This window comes from Streptomyces sp. NPDC001933, from assembly GCF_042890955.1.
In the GTDB taxonomy this organism is placed as follows: Bacteria; Actinomycetota; Actinomycetes; order Streptomycetales; family Streptomycetaceae; genus Streptomyces.
Genome location: NZ_JBIASS010000007.1, coordinates 92,490 through 114,387 on the forward strand (window position 1 = coordinate 92,490; position 21,898 = coordinate 114,387).

Annotated in this window: 15 protein-coding genes; 4 read left to right on the forward strand and 11 right to left on the reverse strand. The window is 72.0% G+C overall.

Annotated features, from left to right (window positions below; translation table 11 throughout):
• Window positions 1–16: 16 nt before the first annotated feature.
• The 3 genes from ACFYY7_RS19095 to ACFYY7_RS19105 all read right to left on the reverse strand — a co-directional run bounded on the left by ACFYY7_RS19095 (window position 17) and on the right by ACFYY7_RS19105 (window position 2,199).
• Window positions 17–673 (reverse strand): SurA N-terminal domain-containing protein, encoded by a 657-nt coding sequence (locus ACFYY7_RS19095; protein WP_388662813.1) that lies wholly within the window; start codon window positions 671–673, stop codon window positions 17–19.
• Between the two features lie 138 nt (window positions 674–811).
• Complete coding sequence (locus tag ACFYY7_RS19100; RefSeq protein ID WP_388662814.1) at window positions 812–1,213, reverse strand: GtrA family protein; 402 nt, start codon at window positions 1,211–1,213, stop codon at window positions 812–814.
• Window positions 1,210–2,199 carry a glycosyltransferase family 2 protein gene (locus tag ACFYY7_RS19105; protein WP_388662816.1) on the reverse strand — a complete coding sequence of 330 codons (990 nt, stop codon included), beginning with the start codon at window positions 2,197–2,199 and terminating at the stop codon, window positions 1,210–1,212. Before ACFYY7_RS19105 ends, ACFYY7_RS19100 begins: the two co-directional genes overlap by 4 nt.
• Window positions 2,200–2,322: 123 nt before the next feature.
• On the opposite strand from ACFYY7_RS19105, the gene ACFYY7_RS19110 reads away from it, so the two are divergent.
• Window positions 2,323–4,872 carry a YfhO family protein gene (locus tag ACFYY7_RS19110; RefSeq protein ID WP_388662817.1) on the forward strand — a complete coding sequence of 850 codons (2,550 nt, stop codon included), beginning with the start codon at window positions 2,323–2,325 and terminating at the stop codon, window positions 4,870–4,872.
• 69 nt (window positions 4,873–4,941) lie between these two features.
• On the opposite strand, the gene ACFYY7_RS19115 is transcribed toward ACFYY7_RS19110, so the two are convergent.
• The 3 genes from ACFYY7_RS19115 to ACFYY7_RS19125 all read right to left on the reverse strand — a co-directional run bounded on the left by ACFYY7_RS19115 (window position 4,942) and on the right by ACFYY7_RS19125 (window position 9,416).
• On the reverse strand, window positions 4,942–6,483 hold the full coding sequence (locus tag ACFYY7_RS19115; protein ID WP_388662819.1) for a protein kinase: 1,542 nt from the start codon (window positions 6,481–6,483) through the stop codon (window positions 4,942–4,944).
• On the reverse strand, window positions 6,480–7,196 hold the full coding sequence (locus ACFYY7_RS19120) for a hypothetical protein (protein ID WP_388662821.1): 717 nt from the start codon (window positions 7,194–7,196) through the stop codon (window positions 6,480–6,482). The genes ACFYY7_RS19115 and ACFYY7_RS19120 overlap by 4 nt, the downstream gene beginning before the upstream one ends.
• A 135-nt stretch (window positions 7,197–7,331) precedes the next feature.
• Window positions 7,332–9,416 (reverse strand): N-6 DNA methylase, encoded by a 2,085-nt coding sequence (locus ACFYY7_RS19125; protein WP_388662823.1) that lies wholly within the window; start codon window positions 9,414–9,416, stop codon window positions 7,332–7,334.
• A gap of 234 nt (window positions 9,417–9,650) precedes the next feature.
• Here ACFYY7_RS19125 and ACFYY7_RS19130 point away from each other — a divergent pair, with 234 nt between their 5' ends.
• Both ACFYY7_RS19130 and ACFYY7_RS19135 read left to right on the forward strand, forming a co-directional pair.
• Entirely contained in the window at window positions 9,651–10,487 is an 837-nt protein-coding gene (locus ACFYY7_RS19130; protein WP_388662825.1) for a DUF4190 domain-containing protein, read from the forward strand.
• A 52-nt stretch (window positions 10,488–10,539) separates the two neighbouring features.
• Window positions 10,540–11,250: a hypothetical protein gene (locus ACFYY7_RS19135; protein ID WP_388662827.1), complete on the forward strand. Its 711-nt coding sequence runs from the start codon at window positions 10,540–10,542 to the stop codon at window positions 11,248–11,250.
• Window positions 11,251–11,326: 76 nt separating this feature from the next.
• Here ACFYY7_RS19135 and ACFYY7_RS19140 read toward each other — a convergent pair whose 3' ends face one another.
• Together ACFYY7_RS19140 and ACFYY7_RS19145 are read right to left on the reverse strand one after the other, a co-directional pair.
• Complete coding sequence (locus tag ACFYY7_RS19140) at window positions 11,327–12,064, reverse strand: HNH endonuclease family protein (RefSeq protein WP_388663222.1); 738 nt, start codon at window positions 12,062–12,064, stop codon at window positions 11,327–11,329.
• Window positions 12,065–12,290: 226 nt separating this feature from the next.
• Window positions 12,291–13,157 (reverse strand): hypothetical protein, encoded by an 867-nt coding sequence (locus ACFYY7_RS19145; RefSeq protein WP_388662829.1) that lies wholly within the window; start codon window positions 13,155–13,157, stop codon window positions 12,291–12,293.
• Between the two features lie 114 nt (window positions 13,158–13,271).
• On the opposite strand from ACFYY7_RS19145, the gene ACFYY7_RS19150 reads away from it, so the two are divergent.
• On the forward strand, window positions 13,272–13,880 hold the full coding sequence (locus ACFYY7_RS19150; protein ID WP_388662831.1) for a TetR/AcrR family transcriptional regulator: 609 nt from the start codon (window positions 13,272–13,274) through the stop codon (window positions 13,878–13,880).
• Between the two features lie 224 nt (window positions 13,881–14,104).
• Here the strand turns inward: ACFYY7_RS19150 and mfd are convergent, their stop codons facing one another.
• From mfd to ACFYY7_RS19165, 3 genes are all read right to left on the reverse strand, one after another.
• The gene (gene mfd / locus ACFYY7_RS19155) at window positions 14,105–17,635 is read right to left on the reverse strand and encodes a transcription-repair coupling factor (RefSeq protein ID WP_388662833.1); all 3,531 of its coding nucleotides are present in this window, start codon (window positions 17,633–17,635) and stop codon (window positions 14,105–14,107) included.
• A 461-nt stretch (window positions 17,636–18,096) separates the two neighbouring features.
• Entirely contained in the window at window positions 18,097–20,682 is a 2,586-nt protein-coding gene (locus ACFYY7_RS19160) for an ABC transporter permease (protein WP_388662835.1), read from the reverse strand.
• Window positions 20,679–21,467, reverse strand: a complete 789-nt coding sequence (locus ACFYY7_RS19165; RefSeq protein WP_388662836.1) for an ABC transporter ATP-binding protein — start codon at window positions 21,465–21,467, stop codon at window positions 20,679–20,681. Before ACFYY7_RS19165 ends, ACFYY7_RS19160 begins: the two co-directional genes overlap by 4 nt.
• Window positions 21,468–21,898 lie beyond the last annotated feature (431 nt).

Consider the following 21,898-nt stretch of genomic DNA (forward strand, 5'->3'; position numbering starts at 1 on the left):
CCCCTTCCGCGGCCGGTCAGGCCCCGGCCTCGGCGGCCGCGCCGGCCGGCTTGGTGACCGGGTTGAGCCAGGGGGCCTTGTAGTCGGCGAGCTGGGTCTGCTTGTCGTCCCAGGTGCCGTAGCGCGGATTGACGTCGACCCGCAGGGCCTTCGACGCCTTGCCGAGCGCCTCGCCGACGGCCTGCTGACCGGCGGGCTGCTGGAGGTCGGCGCCGAGCGCCTGGGCCAGCTTGGTCAGCTGGACCTGCTCGCGCAGGACGGCGTCGATCTGGCCGGGGGCGACCCAGCTCTGCTGGAGCATCGCCGTCCGCAGCCGCTCCTCCCCGCCGGACTGGGCGGCCGCCGCCTTGCGCATCTGCTGGATCTCGCTGCGGCTGACGGTCACGCCCACGTCCTGTGCGGCCCGGTCCAGCACCCGGTCGAAGATCATGCCGTGCAGCTTGGCCCGGCTGAGCTGCCCGGACTTGTCGATGAGCTGGGAGGCGTCCTTCGAGTCGCGCTGCGCCTCGCGTACCGCGGCCACCTGGCTCTGCAGCGTGGAGACCTCGATCCGGTCCCCGCCGACGACAGCCGCGGCGCCCGGGTGGGCCTCGCTGCCGCAGGCGGTCAGGAGTGGGGCGCCGGCGAGCAGGGCGGCGGAGACGGTGAGCGCGGTGCGACGGCGGCGGTGCAAAGGAACCTCCCGGGGAGAGTTTGTGCATCAGTGCACAAGACCTTGCGGTGATCGATGTTAGGCAGTGGACACGGCTGGGGCCACCGATTCGACCAACGATTCGGGAGGAGTTGGGGATGTGGCCCCGGCCGGGACGGCTCAGGGCACGCGTTCGGCCTCCGGGGCCGGGGTGTCCGGCCGCAGCATGATCGTGCGCGAGACGACGAAGGTGATCGGGATGGCCGCCGCGGCCGCGACCAGCGGCGCGTACCGGCTGCTGAACCCGGCCAGGTCGACCAGCAGATAGACACCGCCGGTCGTGATGACGAAGTTGGCGGCGTTGGTGAGCGGGAAGAGCAGGAACTTCCGCCAGGTGGGCCGGGTCCGGTAGGTGAACCAGGAGTTCAGGAAGAAGGAGCCGGTCATGCTCAGCGCGAAGGCGATCACATGGGCGGCGATGTAGGGCAGCCACATCAGCAGGACGAGATAGCAGCCGTAGTACGTGCCGGTGTTCACCACTCCCACGAGGGCGAATCGGGCCATCTGCGCGGTGACCGTCATCGGCGTACGAACTCCTGGGGTTCCCGTATCTGTCGCGTCTGTGACGTCTGTGGCGTCGGTCGTGGTGCCTCGGTGTTGGTGGCCTTCACCAGGAAGTGCGGGCGTCGCTTCACTTCGTAGTAGATGCGGCCGACGTACTCGCCGACCACCCCGACCATCACCATCTGGACCCCGGCGAGTGCGGTGACCACGACGATGAGCGTGACATAGCCGGGAGTTTCCACTCCCTTCACCAGGGCGACGCCGACGATCCACGCAGCATAGGCGAAGGCCACCGAAAGCAGCAGCATGCCCAGGTAGAGCGCGGCGCGCAGCGGTTTGTTGTTGAAGGAGAGCAGCCCGTCGAGACCGTAATTGAGCAGCTTTCCGAAGGTCCAGGCGGAACTTCCCTGTTCACGGACGGCATTCTCGTAGGAGAAGGTCGTCGTACGGAATCCCACCCAGGCGAAAAGGCCCTTGGAGAACCGGTTGTATTCGGTGAGCTCCAGTACCGCGTCGACGGTGCGGCGGGACAGCAGCCTGAAGTCCCCGACGCCGTCCACCAGCTCCACGTCCACCAGGCGGTTGATCAGCCAGTAGTAGGTGCGGGCGCTGAGGGTGCGGGTGACCCGGTCGCCCTTGCGGGTGCGGCGGGCGATCACCTGGTCGTGGCCCTGCTCGTGCTCCTGGAGCATCCGGCCCACGAGCTCGGGCGGGTGCTGGAGGTCGGCGTCCATGATGACCACGGCGTCGCCCTCGGCGTGCTGGAGACCGGCCAGCATCGCGGCCTCCTTGCCGAAGTTGCGGCTGAAGGAGACATAGCGGACCCGCGGATCGGCGGCGGCCAGTTCCTGGAGGATCACCAGGGTCCGGTCCGCACTGCCGTCGTCGACGAACACCAGCTGGAATTCATGTCCCAGCCCGGTCATTTCTTCCGTGACGCGTTCATGGAAGCGTTCGAGGATCTCTTCCTCGTTGTAACAAGGCACCACCAGCGAGATCAGCACGGAAGTACATCAGCCCGGCCAGATGTCGGAACCCGATGCAGCACGTGACCGGTGGGCGTCCATTGCGTGAACTGACCCAATCCGGCCCGGGGTTGTAAGTTCGAAGCTGGCATATTCCTGCGTATGCCGACTTTCCGTCCCCGCCTGCGCGCGGGCTCGCTCGCCGCGCTGCTCACCGTCGCAGCGGTCTGCGCGGGTGACGCCGTGGCGCGCGTCTTCCCGTTCGGGCCGCACACGCGCAGCGTCAACGACCTGGGCAATCAGTTCGTGCCGTTCCACGCCCGGCTGTGGGACCTGCTGCACGGGAACGCCGACGGCGGGCTGCTGCTCAACTGGTCCTCCGGGTACGGGACGAGTTTCCTGCCGGATCTCGGCACCTATCTGACCAGCCCGTTCGCCCTGCTCGTCGGGGTCTTCCCGCGTGACCGGATCGATCTCGCGGTCTATGTGGTGACGGTCCTGAAGATGGCCTCGGCGGCGGCGCTGATGGCCTTGTTCCTGCTGACGCTGCGCGGCGGGCGCTGGTGGGTGGCCGGCGCGCTCGGCGGTTCGTACGCGCTGTGCGGCTGGTCGGTCGCCGAGGCGTCGTACAACCCGATGTGGCTGGACGGCCTGGTCGCGCTGCCGCTGCTCTGCCTGGTCGCCGAGTGGGCCCGTACCGGACGGCACCGGATCGCCGGGCCGCTGCTGGTGGCGGTGGTGTGGGCGGCCAACTTCTACACGGCGTACATGGCGACGCTCGGTGCCGCTCTGGTGCTGGCCGTCCGGCTGTTCACCGAGCGGGACGACCGGCGGGCGGTGGTCCGGGGGCTGGTGCGGGCCGTCTGCACGGTCGGGATCGGTGTCGGGCTCTCGGCGCCCGTCCTGCTCCCGGTCTATCTGGGGACCAAGCACGCCTACCCGGGCTGGGACCGTCCGTTCGCGCCGGCCACCTGGCCCGATGTGCTCGCCCGGCTGCTGCCCGCCACGTACAGCTTCTTCACCCCGGCCCTCTTCCTCGGCACCGGCACCCTGCTGCTGGCCGTCGCGCTCGCCTTCCAGCGGTCCGTGCCGGGGCGCGAGCGGTGGGCGTGGGCGGGGCTGGTGGCCGGGGTCGCGCTGTCGATGCAGTGGGAGCCGACCCATCTGCTGTGGCACGCCTTCGCGACGCCCAACGGCAGCCCGTACCGGCAGACGTTCGTGCTGGCCGGGTTGTTGGTGATCGCCGCCTGGGTCTCGGTCTCGTACGGATGGCCGGAGCGGCGGGCGCTGCTCTGCGGGGCCGCGGTCCTGGTGCTGCTCGCGGCCGGGGCCGGCTTCAGCGACCTGGTCACCGGGTGGACGTATCCGCTGTTCGCGGTGGGGCTGGTGGCCGCGGCCTGCGCTCTGGTGCTGGCCGGGCGGGGCCGGAGGCTCGCGGCGCTGGCCGCCGTGCTGCTGATCGGCGCACAGGCCGGGCAGGCCGCCGCGGCCACCGCGTACTTCGACCGGCAGCGGCTGAACCGGCTCGACGACTACGCGCCCTGGGGCGAACGGCAGCGGACCCAGGCGGCCGTGGTCGCGGGCGCCGACGGCTGGCCGGGCTACCGCACGGACCCCGGCCGGGAGCAGACCACCACCAACGATCCGCTGCTGGTGGGCGGGCAGGGCGGCGCGTACTACAGCAGCCACACGCCCGCGGTGCTGACCCGCACGATGCGGGCGCTCGGTGGCGGGTGGACGTCGAACGGCCGGGCCGTGCAGAGCCTGGACAACCCGGTCACGGACGCGGTCTTCTCGGTCGGCGCGCGGGTGCGCGGGCCGCGCGATCCGCACCAGGGGTCGAACGTCCCGGACGACCGGCCGGTGACGGTGAGCCGTGCCGAGGCGCCGCCGCTGGTGACGGTGCGCGGGCCGGGCGTGCCTGTGCCGTACGGCCGTTCGCCGTTCCGGAACCAGGAGCAGCTGCTCGGTTCGCGGGTCTACACGGTCCCGACGACGGTGCTGCGTGCGGCGGACGGCGGCACGGTGGCGGACAAGAGGGCGTACGACTACCGGGTGGGGCGCGGCACGTACACGCTGACCGCCGCCTGTCCGGCGGGCAGCGAGGCGTATCTGTGGTCGCCCGACATGTTCGGCCGGGCGCGGCTCGGCGACGGCCCGGAGGTCGAGTTCAAGGGGCAGCTGCCGGCCAGGCGGGCCGCGATGCAGCACCTGGGCACGGTCGGCGGGGGCGGGAGCGTGCGGGTCACGTTGACCCCGGTGCGCGCCGGGACCGTGCCGCACGGGGCGGTCGGCTGTCTGGACCGGGCCCGGCTGGCCTCGGCGGTAACCGGACTGAAGCGCACCGGCGCGACCGCCGTCCACGTCACCGGCCACGGCGTCCGGGCCGAACTGCCGCCCGGCACCACCGGAACGGTCGTGATCGCGGCGCCCCGGATCGCGGGCTGGAGCTGCCAGGGCCGCCCCGCCGACAGCTACCTGGGCCTGGTCGCCACCCCGGCACCGGCCCGGGGCGGGGCCGTCGACTGCACGTTCCGGCCCCCGGGCCTGCGGGCGGGTGCGGTGGCCGGGGCGGGTTCGCTCGCCGTGCTCGTGCTCGGCGGGGCGGCCCTCGCGTACCGGCGGCGGCGATCGGAGACCGGGCGGTCCGGACGGCCCGGCCCCGACCCCGCGCCGCAGCTCTCCGGGGCCCCGGAGCCCGTGGAGGTCTGACCAGGGCCGGGCGCCGGGCCGGTCCGGCCATGAGAGCCCCTGAAGTTCCGACCGGGGCCGGGCCGGTCGTCAGCCGCCCCGCACCTCCACCTGGCGGTCGAGCCGGCGGCGCAGCTCCACCGGCAGCGGGTGGTGGGGCCCGTAGGCCCGCTCGGCGTCGTACAGCAGCGCCTGGAGCTGGACGCGCGCCGTCACATGGTCGCCGAGCGCGAGCAGCAGGTGCGCGATGCGGTTGCGGATCTCGAAGGCGCGGGCCGGGTCGCCGCCCGTGGTGCGGTGGTTCTCGAAGTACGGGAGGACCGCGCGGTACTCGGCGAGGGCGGCGGCCGGTTCACCGAGCTGTTCCAGGCACTGGGCCGCGTCGTAGCGGAACTGGAGCGTCTGTGGGTCGGCCGGGCCGGCCTCCGCCGCGCGGTCGCCGGCGAGCCGGCGCAGCTCGGGCAGGGCGCGGCGGTACTGGCCGTCGTCCATCAGCGTCGCCGCGTACTGCTTGCGCAGGATGCGGACCACGGCGGAGTCCTCGCCGTGCTGTTCGGCGGCGACAGGAAGGATCGAGCCGAGGATGTCCACGGCCTGGGTGATCCGGCCCTCGCCGAGCAGCTTCTTGACGTCGTCGACGGCGGCGGCCACATCGGGCCGGGCGGCCGCGGCGGGCGGGGCCGGTGCCGCGGGCTGGGACCGGGTGGCGTTGCGGTCGGGCCACGGGGCGTGCGGGCGCAGGAAGGGGCGGGTCGGGTCGAGCGGTCCGACGGAGAGGCCGGTGCCCGGCGCGGGAAGCAGCGGGGCGAGGTGTTCGTACACCTCCTGGGCGCCGGACGGGCGGTGCTGCGGGTCCTTGGCGAGCAGCCGCAGCACCAGCGCTTCGAGCTGCTCGGGGATCTCGGGCCTGATCCGGCGGACCGGGACCGGCGGCTCGTGGAGGTGGCGGTGGAGCACGCCGAGGGCGGTGGTCCCGGCGAACGGCACCTCGCCGCTGAGCAGTTCGTGCAGAAGCACGCCGAGGGCGTACAGATCGGTGTACGGGCCCACGGCGCCGCCCATCGCCTGCTCGGGGGCCATGTAGGCCGGGGAGCCGATCGGTGAGCCGGTGTGGGTGAGCCGGGTGGTGTCGGTGTCCAGGACGGAGGCGACGCCCAGGTCGAGAACGGTGACGGTGCCGTCCGGACGCACCATCACGTTGCGGGGCTTGAGGTCGCGGTGGACGATCGGCACCGCGTGCACGGCGCACAGGACGGCGCAGAGCTGGGCGGCGACCGCGACGGACCACTGCCAGGGGTACGGCTCGTGCTCGGCAAGGTGGTCGGCGAGGTCGGCGCCCTCGACGTACTGCATGACGAGGAACAGGTCGTCGCCGTCGCTGCCCGCGTCGTGGACGGTGACCAGGCCCGGGTGGTCGACCTGGGCGGTGACCCGGCACTCGCGGACGAAGCGGCGGCGCAGCTCGTCCGCGGCCTCGCCGTCGATGGGGCCGGTGACCCGGTCGGGGCGGAGCAGCTTCACCGCGACGCGGCGGTCCAGGCGCTGGTCGTAGGCCGTCCAGACCTGGCCCATGCCGCCCTGGCCGAGGATGGTCGCCAGTTGGTACCGCCCACCGATGAGACGCCCGTTCACCGGCCTTCCTCCTTGCGGAGGTAGTCGCTCAGCTCGTCGAGCTCGGCGCGGACCTGGTCGATGCGCTGGGGGTGGGGGTGCGAATGGGGCCGGGGTTGGGGTTGAGGCTGGGGCGCGGGGTTCGGCTGGGGCTGAAGCTGCGGCTGCGGCTGCGGCTGCGGCTGGAACTGGGGCGCGGCGGGCGGCTGCTGTACGGGCAGGGGCGGCGACGGCACGGGCGTGGGAGCAGCCGCGGGCATGGGCACAGGAGCGGGCGTGGACCTCCCCATCGGCACCGTGGGCGCGTGCTGGTACCCGTAGCCGTACCCGTGTCCGTGTCCGTGTCCGTAGCCGTGTCCGTAGCCGTAGCCGGTCACCGGCTGCTGCCTGGTCAGCCGTTCGTAATGGCGGATGTCCCCCACCAGGTAGTACGCGAGCGAGCCCAGCATCACCACCAGCAGCAGCGGGATGAGGAGGTAGTCGATGCCGGTCGGCTCGTCGCTGCCGTCCCGGCCGAGGACCGGCAGGAGCACGCAGACGAACACGAACCCGGCACCGGTCAGCCACCAGTCGTACGCCCGGCGGCGCACGATCGCGAGCCGGAGCAGCGGAGCCCACAGCAGGATCCCGAGCGAGCCCACCGAGAGCACGCCGAACAGCACCCGCATCGAGACGATCCAGGCCCGGCTGGGAACCCGGCGCGGCGGCGTCGGCGGATGACCCGGGGCGTACATGGCTGCTCCTGGAGACCTGGTCGTTGAACATCCGCGCGCACGCTCCGTGCACGCAGATCCGAGCGTAGAGGGCGACACCGACAACCGGCCCCGGGTTGTACGGAACCGCTGTGGTTCAGCTCACTCCGGTTCAGCTCACTTCGGTGCGACCGTGCCGTCCGTCAGTCCGTCGTACATCCCCTGTACGAGCTGTCCGCCGAGCCGGCCGGCCAGCCTGAGGGCGTCCTCGAACTCGGCCAGGGCACGGAACCGTTCGCCGTACCGCTGCTGCTCCGCGAGCGGCAGCCTGGGCAGTTGGAGGCGGCGGGCGTCCAGTCGGGTGGCGGTGGAGGCGTAGCTGCTGGCCTGGCGGTTGTTGGCGGTGCCGCGCAGGAAGCCGGCCAGGAACCAGGGGTCGAGGGCGGCCGGATCGGGGCGCAGCAGCTGGAGGTTGCGGCCCAGCGCGGCACCCGCGGTGGCGTCGTCGATGACGCGGGCGGCGGAGCCGCCGCCGAGCACGGGGACGACGACATCGCCCGGTTCGACGAGGACCGGCTCCTCGGCGGGGCCGTCGGCGGGCAGGCTTCCCGAAGGGGCGGTGGAGCCGAGGACGTCGTGTTCGGTGAGCACGGGGCCCTGGCCGGTGCCGGAGCCGCCGGTGCGGAGCTGGAGGGCTCCGGCGCGGGCGAGTTCGCCGACGGTGGTGAGGGGCCAGTGGGCCGGGTCGGTGAGGGTGACGGCGGGCGGGGTGAGGGCGCCGGCGCGGCCGAGCGTCTCGGTGAGCCGCTCCCGTACCCGGATCAGTTCGCCGGGTCCGCCCGCGGCGGCCGGCGGTGGCAGATGGCGGGCGGGGGCCAGGTCCACGTCGTCGTCGAGGAGTTCGATGACGGGGACGGCGCGGCCCGCGCCGGGGCGGGCCCCGGCCGGGGCGGCGCCTTCGAAGGACTGCCAGGCGTCGAGCACGGCGCCCTGCACCGCCTGCCAGTCGAGCCGGTCGCGCCCACCGGTCGCGGAGGCCTGTCCTCCCGAGGCCGGTTCGGCGGGCTCGGCGGTGTCGACGAGCAGCAGTTCGGGCGAGGTGGGCGAGCCGCTGCCGGGCTTGCGGAGCACCCAGAGGTGGAGCGGGATGCCGTACGGGGGTGCGGCGCCGGCCGGGAGCGCGATGACGGCGCGCAGGGCGCCGCGGCGCAGCAGATCGGCGCGGATCCGGCGGCCGGAGCGGCGCGAGGCGGCGGCCGGGGGCATCAGCAGCACGGCGGTGCCGCCCTCTCGCAGATGGGCCAGGGCGTGCTGGACCCAGGCGAGTTCGGACTCGGTGCGTGCCGGGAAGCCGTACTCCCAGCGCGGGTCGTAGGCGAGTTCGTCGTGGCCCCAGTTGCGTTCGTTGAACGGCGGGTGGCAGAGCACGGCGTCGGCGGCGAGCTGCGGGAAGGCGTCGGCGCGCAGGGTGTCGGCGGTCCGTGCCGCCAGGGCGCAGCCGGGGCCGGTGTGCAGGGCGAGCCGCAGCGCGGTGAGCGCGGCGAGGTCGGGGTCGGTCTCCTGGGCGTACAGGGCGGCGGGGTTGCCGACGGCGCGCAGCAGGGCGCCGGTGCCCGCGGCCGGGTCGAGGACCGTACGGGCGGGCCGCTCGCCCGTCTCCACGAGGGCGGCCATCAGTTCGGCGAGTCCGGGCGGGGTGAGTGTGTACTGGCGCGGGTTGGCGTCCAGCTGACGGCCGAGGAGGAACTCGAAGGTCTCCCGGGCCCCGGTCCCGGCGGCGAGTTCGGCGGCGGCGCGGAGCAGCGGGACGGACGGGAGCAGTTCGGCGGGGCTCGGGGTGTGAACGGCCCTCCCGCCTTCCGCCGCCGGTCCGAAGCGGGTGGTGAGCACCTTGTCGACGGCGAGGGAGAGCACGCCGGCCATCCCTTCGTCCGACACGGCGGTGATCTCCGGCCAGGCCCTGGGGCTGGTCCGCAGGAGCAGCAGGGCGCAGCCCGCGTGGACCAGGGCGGGGACCGCTCCGGCCGGGTGCCCGGCGACCTGCTGCCAGACCCGTTCGCGCAGCGGGACCTCGGCGAGTTTCCCCTGGTCGCGGAGCCATTGCTCGACCTCGGGCAGCGCGAAGGACGGGCTCGTCTCGGTGCCGCCGACGGGCTTGGGGAAGTCGGCGTGGCGGCGGCGCCAGTTGCTGACCGCGGCGCGTCCCACCCCCGCCAGCCGTGCGATCCCGGCCGCGGTCACCTCTGTCGAGTTCTCCGGCACTGACTGTCTCCCTGGCTGGTCCTGGCACTCGTCCCGGTACTGGTTGTCGGCGAGCATACCGACCCGGTTCACACGACACCGATTCACAGCGTGCATCGACCCATTCTCCGTGAACCGTGTTGACTCGGTTCACAAGCTCTGCTGTGATTGACCCATCGCCGCACAGGGCGATGCACCGGAGCGATGCACGGAACCGCTCCCCACCCATTTCTGCTTTCGCCGGAGGGCACAGCCATGTCCCAGTTCACGCAGCCGCCGCAGTCCCCGCAGCCCCAGCAGCCGTACACCCCGGCCCAGACGCCGGGGATGCGCCCGGCCCGTAACGGACTGGGCATCGCCGCCCTCATCCTGGGTGTCATCGGCGCCGTGTCCGGCCTGATCCCGTTCCTGTTCTGGCTGGCGGGCATCCTCGGCCTCATCGCCCTGATCCTGGGCCTGGCCGGCCGGGGCCGGGCGAAGCGCGGCGAGGCCACCAACAAGGGGATGGCGACCTTCGGTGCCGTACTCGGCCTGATCTCGCTGATCCTCACGGTGGTGGGCGCGGTGATCACGTTCAAGGCCGTGGACGACGCCGTGAACGACCTCAACAAGGCGGTCTCCGACACGACGGCCTCCGCGAAGCCGAAGCCCGGCGGCGACTCCGCCAAGGACGGGGGCGCGGACAAGAAGAAGGAGACCGGCGAGGCGCTGGAGGCCGGCGACTCGGCCGTGTACGACGACGATCTGACGGTCACGGTCGGCGACGCCACCTCGTACACCCCGGACGCGTACGCCGCCGGACACACCAAGGGCCAGAAGGCCTACCGGGTCGCCGTCGTCATCGAGAACGCGGGCAAGGAGAAGTTCGATTCCGCGCTCGTCAGCGTCTCGGCACGGGCCGGCCAGGACGGCGTGGACGCCGAGCAGATCTTCGACAACAAGGTCGGCACGGGCTTCAGCGGCACGGTCCTGCCGGGCAAGAAGGTCACTGTCCAGTTCGCCTTCGACACCCCGGCGGACGCCAAGAACCTGACGGTCGAGGTCAACCCCGGCTTCACGTACGACGCCTCGCAGTGGGACCTGAAGCTCTGACCGTCCTTCCGAGACCGGACAGAACGAACCGGAGAGACCGGAGCAGCTCGGCATGAGCCTTCCCGCCCGCGCCTCGGCAGCCGCCCTGAGTGCCGCGACCGCCCTCACCCTCGCGACGGCCTGCAACATGCTCCCGGACGAGGGACCCGACGCCACCGCCCCCTACGCCGGGCTGACCGCCCCCGAGGTCGTCAACAAGGCCCTCGCGGCGACCCGCGCCGCCAAGTCGGTACGCATGACGGTGCGGACGGCGACGCCCGAGGGCCCGGTGGAGGCGTACGTGGCCACGGACATCAGGGGCGAGTGCACGGTCACCCTCTCCATGGGCGCGGCGGGCACGCTGGAGCTGGTACGGACGGACGGCACGGTCCGCACCCGCTCCGACGCCGCGATGCTGCGATCGGCCTCCCCGCCACAGGCCAAGAACCTCACCGGCCGCTGGGTGGAACCCACCACCGCCGACCGGCACGCGAAGCTGGCCGAACGCTACTGCGACTGGGAGACCTTCCTCGGCGGCCTCGCGCCGAAGACCGGAACGGCCCGCAAAAGGTGGACGAGCGCCGCCGCCTCCGGCACCCCCGCCCTGACCGTCACCGGCAGGACGGACGACGGAAAGTGGACGGCGGACATCGCCACCGAGGGCAGACCCTTCCTGCTGCGGCTGCGCCTCCCGCGCGGCGGAACGGGAGACGGCACCGCCCCCGTGTCCGTCGAATTCTCCGAATTCGACAAGCCGTTCAAGGCGAACAGCCCGAAGCCCTGAACCCCTGAGCGCTCCGGACCACAGAACCCGCCCCGCCCCAGGGCGGGTTCTGCGTACTACCGCCCCGCCCCTGTGCTCACCCGCCGCACTGCTCCAGCATCGCCGTCTTGTCTGCGGCGGTTACGGGAAGTCCGTACTTAAGGGACACCTGCGCGAACCGCACTGCGTACGAGCAGCGCACCGGCTTGTACGGCGGCAGCCAGGAAGCCGGCCCCGAGTCGCGCTTGGCGTTGTTGGCCGGCCCGTCCACCGGGATGAGATTGAGCGGGTCGTTGGCGATCTGCTGCCGCTTGGCCTCGTTCCAGCGCGCGGCGCCCATCTGCCAGTCGTACGAGAGCGGCATGACGTGGTCGATCTGGACCTTGGTGGCCTGCTGCTTGCGCCAGTCGATGGTGGCGCCGGTGTACGGGTCCTTGAGCGTCATCGACACGACCACGCAGTCCGAACCGGACCGGAACTTCAGGTCCTTGCCGTCCCTGGCGAGGAGGTCGTTACGGGTGTCGCAGCCGTTCCTCGCGAGCGGTATCCCGTCGACCGAGTCCTTCCACGCGTAGCCGAACTTGTCCCGCGCGTAACCGGTCTTCGGCCCCCGCCCCTTGGTCGCCACCTTCTCGATGACCTTCCGCCCGGCCGCCCGGTCCGCCTCGGACGTGAGCGGCGCGAGCCCCGGCTTCGTACCGTCGGCGTTGTCGAGCGGACTGGCCCCGAACCCGGTGACGGCCCGCCCGCCGCCCTCCCCCTCGGAGCGCGAAGGCTGCTCGGGGTCGCAGCCGGCCAGGGCCAGCACCGCCGCCACGCCGAGGGCGGGCAGCATCACTCGGTAAGTGCGGGGAGATATCACTCGGAACCGTCCTGACAGGGAGAAAGCCGAACCCGGGAATCCTACGAAAGCCTGCTCCCCGAGAGCATGCACATGCCGACACTCTGGCCGATTGCAACCCGAATCACACTGCTGGCCGCCTGGGGCGCGTGAGGGGTGCGGGCGGCGTCCGCGATCCGGCCCCTCCGCGCACACGCGCACCGTCCGGCCCCCCGTCGGCTCACACCTTCCCGATCCCCAGCGTCGTCTCGGACGGCAGCATCCCGGAACCGATCGCCGCCACCCAGAACGGCCCCAGCAGTTCGGCGAGCCGCTCCTGCCCCTCCTCACCGAGCACCCGCCACGGGTCCGCCGCCGCTTCGTCCGTACGCCGCTCGACCTCGGCGCGCAACGCCCGCCCCGCCTCGGTCGCCACACCGCCCCCGTCCAACAGCCCACGCTCCACGAGCCGTTGCCGGGCGGCCCGCCACTCCACGTCGCTCCATCCCCGGCTCGCGAACACCTCCGGCCGCGCCGCCCCGACGGCGGCGAAGGAGACCAGCGACTCGACCGGGTCGAGCCCCGCCTCGACGAGCGCCGCGAGATGGCCGTCGCCCCGGTGCTCACGCAGGACCGTCGCCGCCTGCCAGAGCGCGAGGTGCGGCTCCTTTGGCCAGGACAGGGCGGCGTTGGCCGCGGCGAGCGGCCGGCCGGCGGTGTCGGCGCCCTCCGCGACGCGCCGCACGAGCGCGGCGGCCTCACGCAACTCCGCACCGTCGACCGCCTCCCCCAGCAGCTTCCGGTAGGCGCGGTCGACCGCCCGGGTCCGGGCCGCGAGCACCGCACCGGGCGAGGCGACGGACCAGGCGGCGGGCACGTACTCACTCACCATCGCCGGACTGAAGCTGTAGAAGGTGTCGGCCACCCGCCCCGCATCGACCTCCCCGAGCGGCGCCGCGCGCCAGGCGAAGTAGCCGGGCCACCGCTCGTCGGTCCGGTATCCGAGCGCGGCGGCCTCCGCGACGGCCTCCGGCGCGTAGTACAGAACAGCGTGCAACGGCTCCAGCAGGTGCCACATCCGTCGCACCCGCCCCAGCGACTCGGACATGATTCCGCCCTCCACGAAGTCACCAATCTAGCCACTGACTAGATATCGAGATCCCCAGACTGCCGCCCCACCCTCGAACTTGTCAACGACTAGATTCCGCGTAATCTCCTGCCCATGACCAGCGAGCGCACCTACCACCACGGCGACCTGCGGCGGGCCGTCCTCACCGCCGCTCTCGACGTCATCCGTACCGAGGGGCCGGGCGCACTGAGCCTGCGCGACCTGGCGCGCCGGGCCGGGGTCTCCCACGCGGCCCCCGCCCACCACTTCAAGGACCGCACGGGCCTGCTCACCGCCATCGCGACGGAGGGGTACGAGCGGTTCGCCGACGCCCTGGCCGACGCCCCGGACCTGCGGGAACGGGGCGTGCGGTACGTGCGGTTCGCCGTCGACCACCCCGCCCACTTCCAGGTGATGTTCCAGCCGGACCTCTACCGCACCGACGACCCGGATCTGCTCGCGGCGAAGGACCGCGCCTCGGCCGAGCTGCGCGCCGGCGTCACCGGCCTCCCCGCTGCCGGACGCGGCGACGACGCCCGGCTCGCGGGTGTGGCCGCCTGGTCGCTGGCCCACGGGTTCGCCACGCTGCTGCTGAGCGGCAACCTGGAGGCGGCGGTGGGCACGCGGGACCCCGAGGCGGTCTTCCGGTCGGTCACGGAGTTGTTGTTCGCGTCGGCGGATGAGCGGCCGGCACCGGGCGGGCCGGAACGGGGTGGCGCGTGAGCCACTCCTGGAACTCGCGGTGCCGGAACCGGTGGGCGGCACCGGTCACCCGGATCAGGCCCACCGTCCGGGACCACTCCTGGAAAGCGACTCGGGCGGAAAGGAAGTCGTCGGCAGTCGATCAGCAGCCAGCCGATTCAAGTGGCCTGCCACTCCGCTCACCCCATGGAAGGGTTCGGCCCCGCCGGACATCCGACGGGGCCGAGGCAGCAGACGTCCCGGGATTACGACCCCAGGATCGTGGTCAGGAACTCCCCCGTCCAAGCCAGCAGTTCACGTCCCACGACCGGCTTTCCGCCGACCCTGGCGGTGGTGGGGCGCGGGACCAGGATCTGGTGGACGGCCGGCTTGATGACCGTCTTCGGGTACAGGCGCTTCAGGCGCAGCTCCTGCGATTCGCGCAGCTCCACCGGGGCGAACCGGATGTTCGGGCCCTGGAGGACGATCTCGCCGACGCCGCAGGCGCGGGCCAGCATGCGCAGGCCGGCGACCAGGAGGAGGTTCTCGACCGGCTCGGGGAGCTTGCCGTAGCGGTCGGTGAGTTCCTCGCGGACGGCCCTGATGTCGTCCTCGGTGTTGGCGGAGGCGATGGCGCGGTACGCCTGGAGGCGCAGCCGCTCGCCGGGGGCGTAGTCGTGGGGGACGTGGGCGTCGACCGGGAGCTCGATCTTGACCTCCAGCGGCGGCTCCTCCTCCACGCCGCCTTCGAGGGAGGCCCGGTAGTCGGCGACCGCCTCGCCCACCATGCGTACGTACAGGTCGAAGCCGACGCCCGCGATGTGGCCGGACTGCTCGCCGCCCAGGAGGTTTCCGGCGCCGCGGATCTCCAGGTCCTTCATCGCCACGTACATGCCCGCGCCCATCTCGGTGTGCTGGGCGATCGTGGCGAGGCGCTCGTGGGCCGTCTCGGTGAGCGGCTTCTCCGGGGGGTAGAGGAAGTACGCGTAGCCGCGCTCGCGGCCACGGCCGACGCGGCCGCGCAGCTGGTGGAGCTGGGAGAGGCCGAAGTTGTCGCCGCGCTCCACGATCAGGGTGTTGGCGTTGGAGATGTCGATGCCGGACTCGACGATCGTCGTGGAGACCAGGACGTCGAACTTCTTCTCCCAGAAGTCCACCACCACCTGTTCCAGGGCCTGTTCGGACATCTGGCCGTGGGCCGTCGCGATCCGGGCCTCCGGGACGATCTCGCGGAGGCGGGCGGCGGCGCGGTCGATCGACTCGACCCGGTTGTGGATGTAGAACGTCTGGCCCTCGCGGAGCAGTTCGCGGCGGATGGCCGCGCCGATCTGCTTCTCCTCGTACGGGCCGACGAAGGTGAGGACCGGGTGGCGCTCCTCGGGCGGGGTGGTGATCGTCGACATCTCACGGATGCCGGTCACGGCCATTTCGAGCGTACGGGGGATGGGCGTCGCGGACATGGTGAGGACGTCCACGTTGGCGCGGAGCTTCTTCAGCTGCTCCTTGTGCTCGACGCCGAAGCGCTGCTCCTCGTCGACGATGACCAGACCCAGGTCCTTGAACCTGGTCTCGGAGGAGAACAGGCGGTGGGTGCCGATGACCAGGTCGACGGAGCCCTCGCGGAGCCCTTCGAGGGTCACCTTGGACTCGGAATCGGACTGGAAACGGCTGAGCGCCCGCACGTTGACCGGGAACTGGGAGTAGCGCTCGGTGAACGTGCCGTAGTGCTGCTGGACCAGGAGGGTCGTGGGCACGAGGACGGCGACCTGCTTGCCGTCCTGGACCGCCTTGAACGCCGCCCGGACCGCGATCTCCGTCTTGCCGTAGCCGACGTCGCCGCAGATCAGCCGGTCCATCGGGACGGACTTCTCCATGTCCTCCTTGACCTCGGCGATGGTGGAGAGCTGGTCGGGCGTCTCCGCGTACGGGAAGGCGTCCTCCAGCTCGCGCTGCCAGGGGGTGTCGGGGCCGAAGGTGTGGCCGGGGGCCGCCATCCGGGCCGAGTACAGCTTGATCAGGTCGGCGGCGATCTCCTTGACGGCCTTCTTGGCGCGCGCCTTGGTCTTCGTCCAGTCGGCGCCGCCGAGCCGGTGCAGGGTGGGCGCCTCGCCGCCGACGTACTTGGTGACCTGTTCCAGCTGGTCGGTCGGGATGTACAGGCGGTCGCCGGGCTGGCCGCGCTTGGCGGGGGCGTACTCGACGAGGAGGTACTCGCGGGTGGCGCCCTGCACGGTGCGCTGCACCATCTCGATGTAGCGGCCCACACCGTGCTGTTCGTGGACGATGTAGTCGCCGGTCTCCAGCGTCAGCGGGTCGATCGTCTTGCGGCGGCGGGCCGGCATCCGGCCCAGGTCCTTGGTGGCGGTGCGCTGGCCGGTGAGGTCCGTCTCGGTGAGCACGGCGAGCTTCAGCGCCGGGTCGACGAAGCCGTGGTCGATCGCGCCGCAGGAGACGTGGACGACGGACGGGGAGATCTCCGCCAGGTCCGGGTCCAGGCGGGCGGCGATGCCCTCGCCGCTCAGCACCTCGACGGTACGGGAGGCGAGGCCCTGGCCCTCGGTGACGTACACCGTGCGCCAGCCGTCGGCGATCCAGCCCTTGGTGTCGGCGAGCGCGCGGGCGGTGTCGCCGCGGTACGACTCCGGGGCGTGCATCGTGAACTTGAGGGTGTCCTCGTCGAGCTCGTCGTCGGCGGCGAACGGGGAGACCGACCACCACATCATCCCCAGCTCGCGGGCCCGGTCCCGGACGTCCGCGATGCCCCACAGCGAGGCCGCGCCCACGTCGATCGGGGCCTCGCCGCCGCCCGCGGTGGCCGCCCAGGACGCCTGGAGGAACTCCTGGCTGGTGGCGACCAGGTCGGCGGCCCTGGTACGGACCCGCTCCGGGTCGCAGACCAGCGCCATCGAGCCCTTCGGCAACACGTCGAGCAGCAGCTCCATGTCGTCGACCAGGACCGGGGCGAGGGACTCCATGCCCTCCACCGCGATCCCCTCGGCGATCTTGTTGAGGAGTTCGCCCAGCTCGGGGTGGGCCTCGGCGAGCGCGGCGGCCCGCTCCCGCACCTCGTCGGTGAGCAGCAGCTCGCGGCAGGGCGGCGCCCACAGTCCGTGCTCGGCGATCTCCAGGGACCGCTGGTCGGCGATCTTGAAGTAGCGGATCTCCTCGACGTCGTCGCCCCAGAACTCCACCCGAAGGGGGTGCTCCTCAGTCGGCGGGAACACATCCAGGATGCCGCCGCGTACGGCGAACTCGCCACGCTTCTCGACCAGTTCGACCCGGGAGTACGCGGCCGCCGCCAGCGCCTCGACCGTCTTGCCGAGATCGGCGCTCTCGCCGATGCGCAGCGCCACGGGTTCCAGGTCGCCGAGCCCCTTGACCTGCGGCTGGAGCACGGAACGGATCGGCGCGACGACGACGGAGACCGGGCCGGTCTCCGGGTCGTCCGCCCTCGGGTGCGCCAGGCGGCGCAGCACGGCGAGGCGGCGGCCCACGGTGTCCGAGCGGGGCGAGAGCCGCTCGTGCGGCAGGGTCTCCCAGGACGGGAACTCGGCGATCGTGTCCGGCGGCAGCAGGGTGCGCAGCGCGGCCGCCAGGTCCTCGGCCTCCCGGCCGGTCGCGGTGACGGCGAGCACGGTCCGCCCGGTCTCGCGGGCCAGTGCGGCAACGGCGAAGGGGCGGGCGGCGGGCGGGCCGACGAGGTCGACGTGCATCCGGTGGCCGTCGCCGGCGGCCTTCACCGCTTCGGAGAGTGCCGGGTCACGTACGACGACATCCAGCAGACCGTGCAGGCTCATGAAGGGCTTCCGTCCGGGTAACTAGGGCGAGGTCCGGCAGCCGGCTGCTGCCAGGGCGACACGAAGAGCAACGCGCAGGGCAACGCGAAGCGCCCGACACGTGCTGTGGGTGGCTGCTGGATCCTGCCGGATCAGGGAGCGAGGGCCGGTGCGTGCAGCTGCAGGGCGGAGGAGGGAGCCCACGCGGAGCGTGGGCGACTGACGACAACGCAGCAGATGTGCGTGCCGGCCCTCGCGAGCCCGGCAGGATCCAGAAGCCACCCCCTGGCGTACCGGGGGGTTCCCAGCGTACGACTCCGCTGTGACAGCCGCGCCCGCAATCCACGCCCGGCGGGGTGTTCGGACGCGGCGCCACGGTGGGGCGTCCCGGCGGCGCCCCGCACGTACGGATCCGGCCCCGGGGTGTTTGGAGGAACACCCCGGGGCCGGATCAGGCCATCTTACGTCGGCCGCCGCCCGCGCTAATCGGTGGCGATCGCGTTCAGGACATTCATCCGGCCCGCCCGGAACGCCGGGACCAGGGCCGCGAACAGGCCGACGAAGGCCGAGGCGACGAAGACCGTGAGGATCGTCGGCCACGGGATCTCCAGGACGCCGAGGCCCTCCAGGGCCAGCAGCTTCTGGGCCGCCGTGCCCCAGCCCATGCCGAGGCCGAGGCCGAGCAGGGCTCCGAAGACGGCGATGACCACCGACTCCAGACGGATCATCCGGCGCAGCTGGCGGCGGGAGAGACCGATGGCACGCATCAGGCCGATCTCCCGGGTCCGCTCGACCACCGACAGGGCCAGGGTGTTCACCACACCGAGCACGGCGACGATGATCGCGAGCGCCAGCAGACCGTAGACGATGTTCAGCAGCTGGCCGATCTGGTCCTTGAGCTGCTGCTTGAAGTCAGCCTGGTTCTTCACCTCGTACTGCGGGTACTTGGCGAGGGCGTCCTTGAGACCGGCGTACGCCTCCTTCTCCTTGCCGTCCGCGGCCTTCGCGAACATGATCATGTTCTGGGGCAGGGTCTCGGCGGGGACGTAGCGCTCGGCGGTCGTGATGTTGATGTACATCGCGCCCTTGTCGATGTTGACGTCGTCCGAGGTGATCGCGGCGACCTTCAGCTTCGCGGTCTCGCCGCCCTTGAACGCGACGGTGATCCGGTCACCGACCTCGACGTGGTGCTCGGTGGCGTACGTCTCGCCGACCGACATGGCGTCCTTGCCGTACGCGGCGGCCAGCTCGCCGGAGACCGTCTCGCGGCGGACGTCGTCCTTGTACGTGGGGTCGGCGGCGACCAGGCCCTCGCTCCCGGTGGAGCCGTCGGGGGCGGTGAGCTCGGCGCTGACGAACTTGTACGAGGTGACGTGGTCGATGTCCCCCGCCGCCCGGACGGCCTTCGCCGCCTGGTCGACGATCAGCCCGCCGCCGCCACCGGCCGGCTGGACGATGAAGTCGGCGCCCACCGACTTGTCGAGTTCCTCGGTGGCCGAGGCGACCATGGAGGAGCCGACGACCGAGAGGCAGGCGACCAGGGCGAGGCCGACCATCAGGGCGGCGCCGGTGGCACCGGTGCGGCGCGGGTTGCGCAGGGCGTTGCGCTCGGCGAGCCGTCCCACGGGGCCGAACATCCGCAGCATGACCGCGCTCAGCACCCGGACCACGAGGCCGGCCAGCAGCGGGCCGATCACGATGAAGCCGATCAGGGTGAGGAGCACGCCCGCACCGAGCATGAGCGAACCCTCGGCCGCCTCGTCGGCCCTCGTCGCGGCGAGCAGCGCGGCGCCGCCGGCCAGCGTGAGGACCAGGCCGATCGCGGCCCGGACCCGGCCCGCGCGGCCGTCCGCCGGGGTTCCGGCCTCGCGCAGGGCGGCCATCGGGGAGACCTTCCCGGCCCGGCGGGCCGGGAAGTACGCGGCGACGACGGTGACGACGATGCCGAGCACCAGGCCGACCACCGGGGTCGTCCAGGCGATGGTGAGGTCCCCGGTGGAGAGTTCCATGCCCATGGCGCCCATGAGCTTCATCAGGCCGACGGCGAGGCCGACGCCCGCGCCGACGCCGAGGAGCGAGCCGACGACGCCGAGGAACAGCGCCTCGATCAGCACGGACCGGTTGACCTGCTTGCGGCTGGAGCCGATGGCCCGCATCAGGCCGATCTCGCGGGTGCGCTGGGCCACCAGCATCGAGAAGGTGTTGACGATCAGGAAGATGCCGACGAGGAGGGCGATCCCGGCGAAGCCGAGCATCGCGTACTTCATGACGTCGAGGAAGGAGCCCATCGAGTCCTTGTTGGCCGCCGCCGCCTGCTCCTGCGTCTGAAGCTTGTACGCGGAGGTGTCGCCGAGCGCCGTGGCGACGTTCTTCTTCAGCTGCTCGTCGGAGACGCCCGCTTCGGCGGTGACGGAGACCATGCTGAAGACGTCGGGCGCGCCGAGCAGCTTCGTCTGGGCGGTGACGGTGTCGAAGTAGACGACCGCGGCGCCGGGGTTGGTGACCTTGAAGGTGGCGATGCCGGTGATCGCGGCCCTGATGTCGCCGCCCGCGGTGATGGTGCGCAGTTCGTCGCCGAGCTTCAGGTGGTGCTTCTCGGCGGTGTCGGCGTCGACCATCACCTCGGTCGGGCCGCGCGGTGCGTGGCCGGAGGAGATCTCCATCGAACGGAGGTCGTTCCTCGTCCAGTTGCCCGCGATCGTCGGGGCGCCCGAGGTCGGGCCCAGGTTCTTGTCGTGGCTGTCGACGACGGTGACGGACATGCTGGAGACCGCGCCCTCGGCGGCCTTCGCGCCGGTGGCCTTCGCGGCCTGCCCGACGGCGGACGCGGGTACCGTGACGGGCTTGCCGTTCTCCGGGATCCCGTTGTTCTCCTCGGGGTCCTTCGGGGAGACCGTGACATCGGCCGCGGTCGCGGCGAAGAGCTTGTCGAAGGTGGTGTTCATGGTGTCGGTGAAGACGAGCGTGCCGCACACGAACGCCACCGACAGCAGGACGGCCACGGCGGAGAGCGCCATGCGTCCCTTGTGGGCGAAGAAGTTCCGCCGCGATGTCTTCCAGACGGTCATGACGTCCGCCCGCGCGAGTCGAAGTCCTTCATGCGGTCGAGGACCTGGTCGGCCGTCGGGCTGTGCATCTCGTCGACGATGCGTCCGTCGGCGAGGTAGAGGACCCGGTCCGCGTAGGAGGCGGCCACCGGGTCGTGGGTGACCATGACGATGGTCTGGCCCAGCTCGTCGACCGACCTGCGCAGGAAGCTCAGCACCTCGGCGCCGGCCCGGGAGTCCAGGTTCCCGGTCGGCTCGTCGCCGAAGATGATCTCCGGGCGGGCGGCGAGCGCCCTGGCCACCGCGACGCGCTGCTGCTGGCCGCCGGAGAGTTCGGTCGGCCGGTGCTTCAGCCGCTCGGCGAGGCCGACGGTCTCCACGACCTGCCGCAGCCAGGCGGCGTCGGGCCTGCGGCCCGCGATGTCCATCGGCAGCGTGATGTTCTCCAGCGCGTTGAGCGTGGGGAGCAGGTTGAACGCCTGGAAGATGAAGCCGATCCGGTCCCGGCGGAGCTGGGTGAGCTTCTTGTCCTTGAGCCCGGTGATCTCGGTCTCGTCGAGGAAGATCTGCCCCGAGCTCACGGTGTCCAGGCCGGCCAGGCAGTGCATCAGGGTCGACTTGCCGGAGCCGGACGGCCCCATGATCGCGGTGAACTGCCCCCTGGCGATGTCCACGTCGACATGGTCGAGCGCGACGACCCGGGTCTCGCCCGCCCCGTACGCCTTGACGACCTGCCGCGCCCGCGCGGCGACGGCCGTAAGCCCTCCAGTGTCCCCGTGCCTGGGAATGGTCACAGCCGTTGTCACGGTTTATCTCCTATGTCGGTCATCGTCAGGGATGTGTCGGCGCGCATTGCAGAGTCTGGTGTCGGGAGCGGGTTGGGCGCACTGGTGTCCAGCGCAGTTCCCGGGTGGGGTTTTCCCCACCCCTCCCCCGCTGCCCGCCCGCTGCCCGCCCGCTCCGGCGGTGGGATCCAGCCGCTTTCCGCGGTGCGGGAAAACGTTGCGGTGTAGGAAAACGTTAAGGAACAGCCCCCCGCCGTGACGTCCTCCGCCGGGAGGAACCGCCCCTGGCGAGAATTAAGGAGCTCCCCCTAGGGGTCTCGACCCCAGGGCGGAGACCCGTGTCAGGGGCTCCGACCAAAGGTGTACCGGAAGCCTCGCCGGAAGGCCCCGTTCCCGCCCGGCCGCCACCTCCGGTTCATCCGGCCTCACGCAACTGAGCCATTACCTTGGGT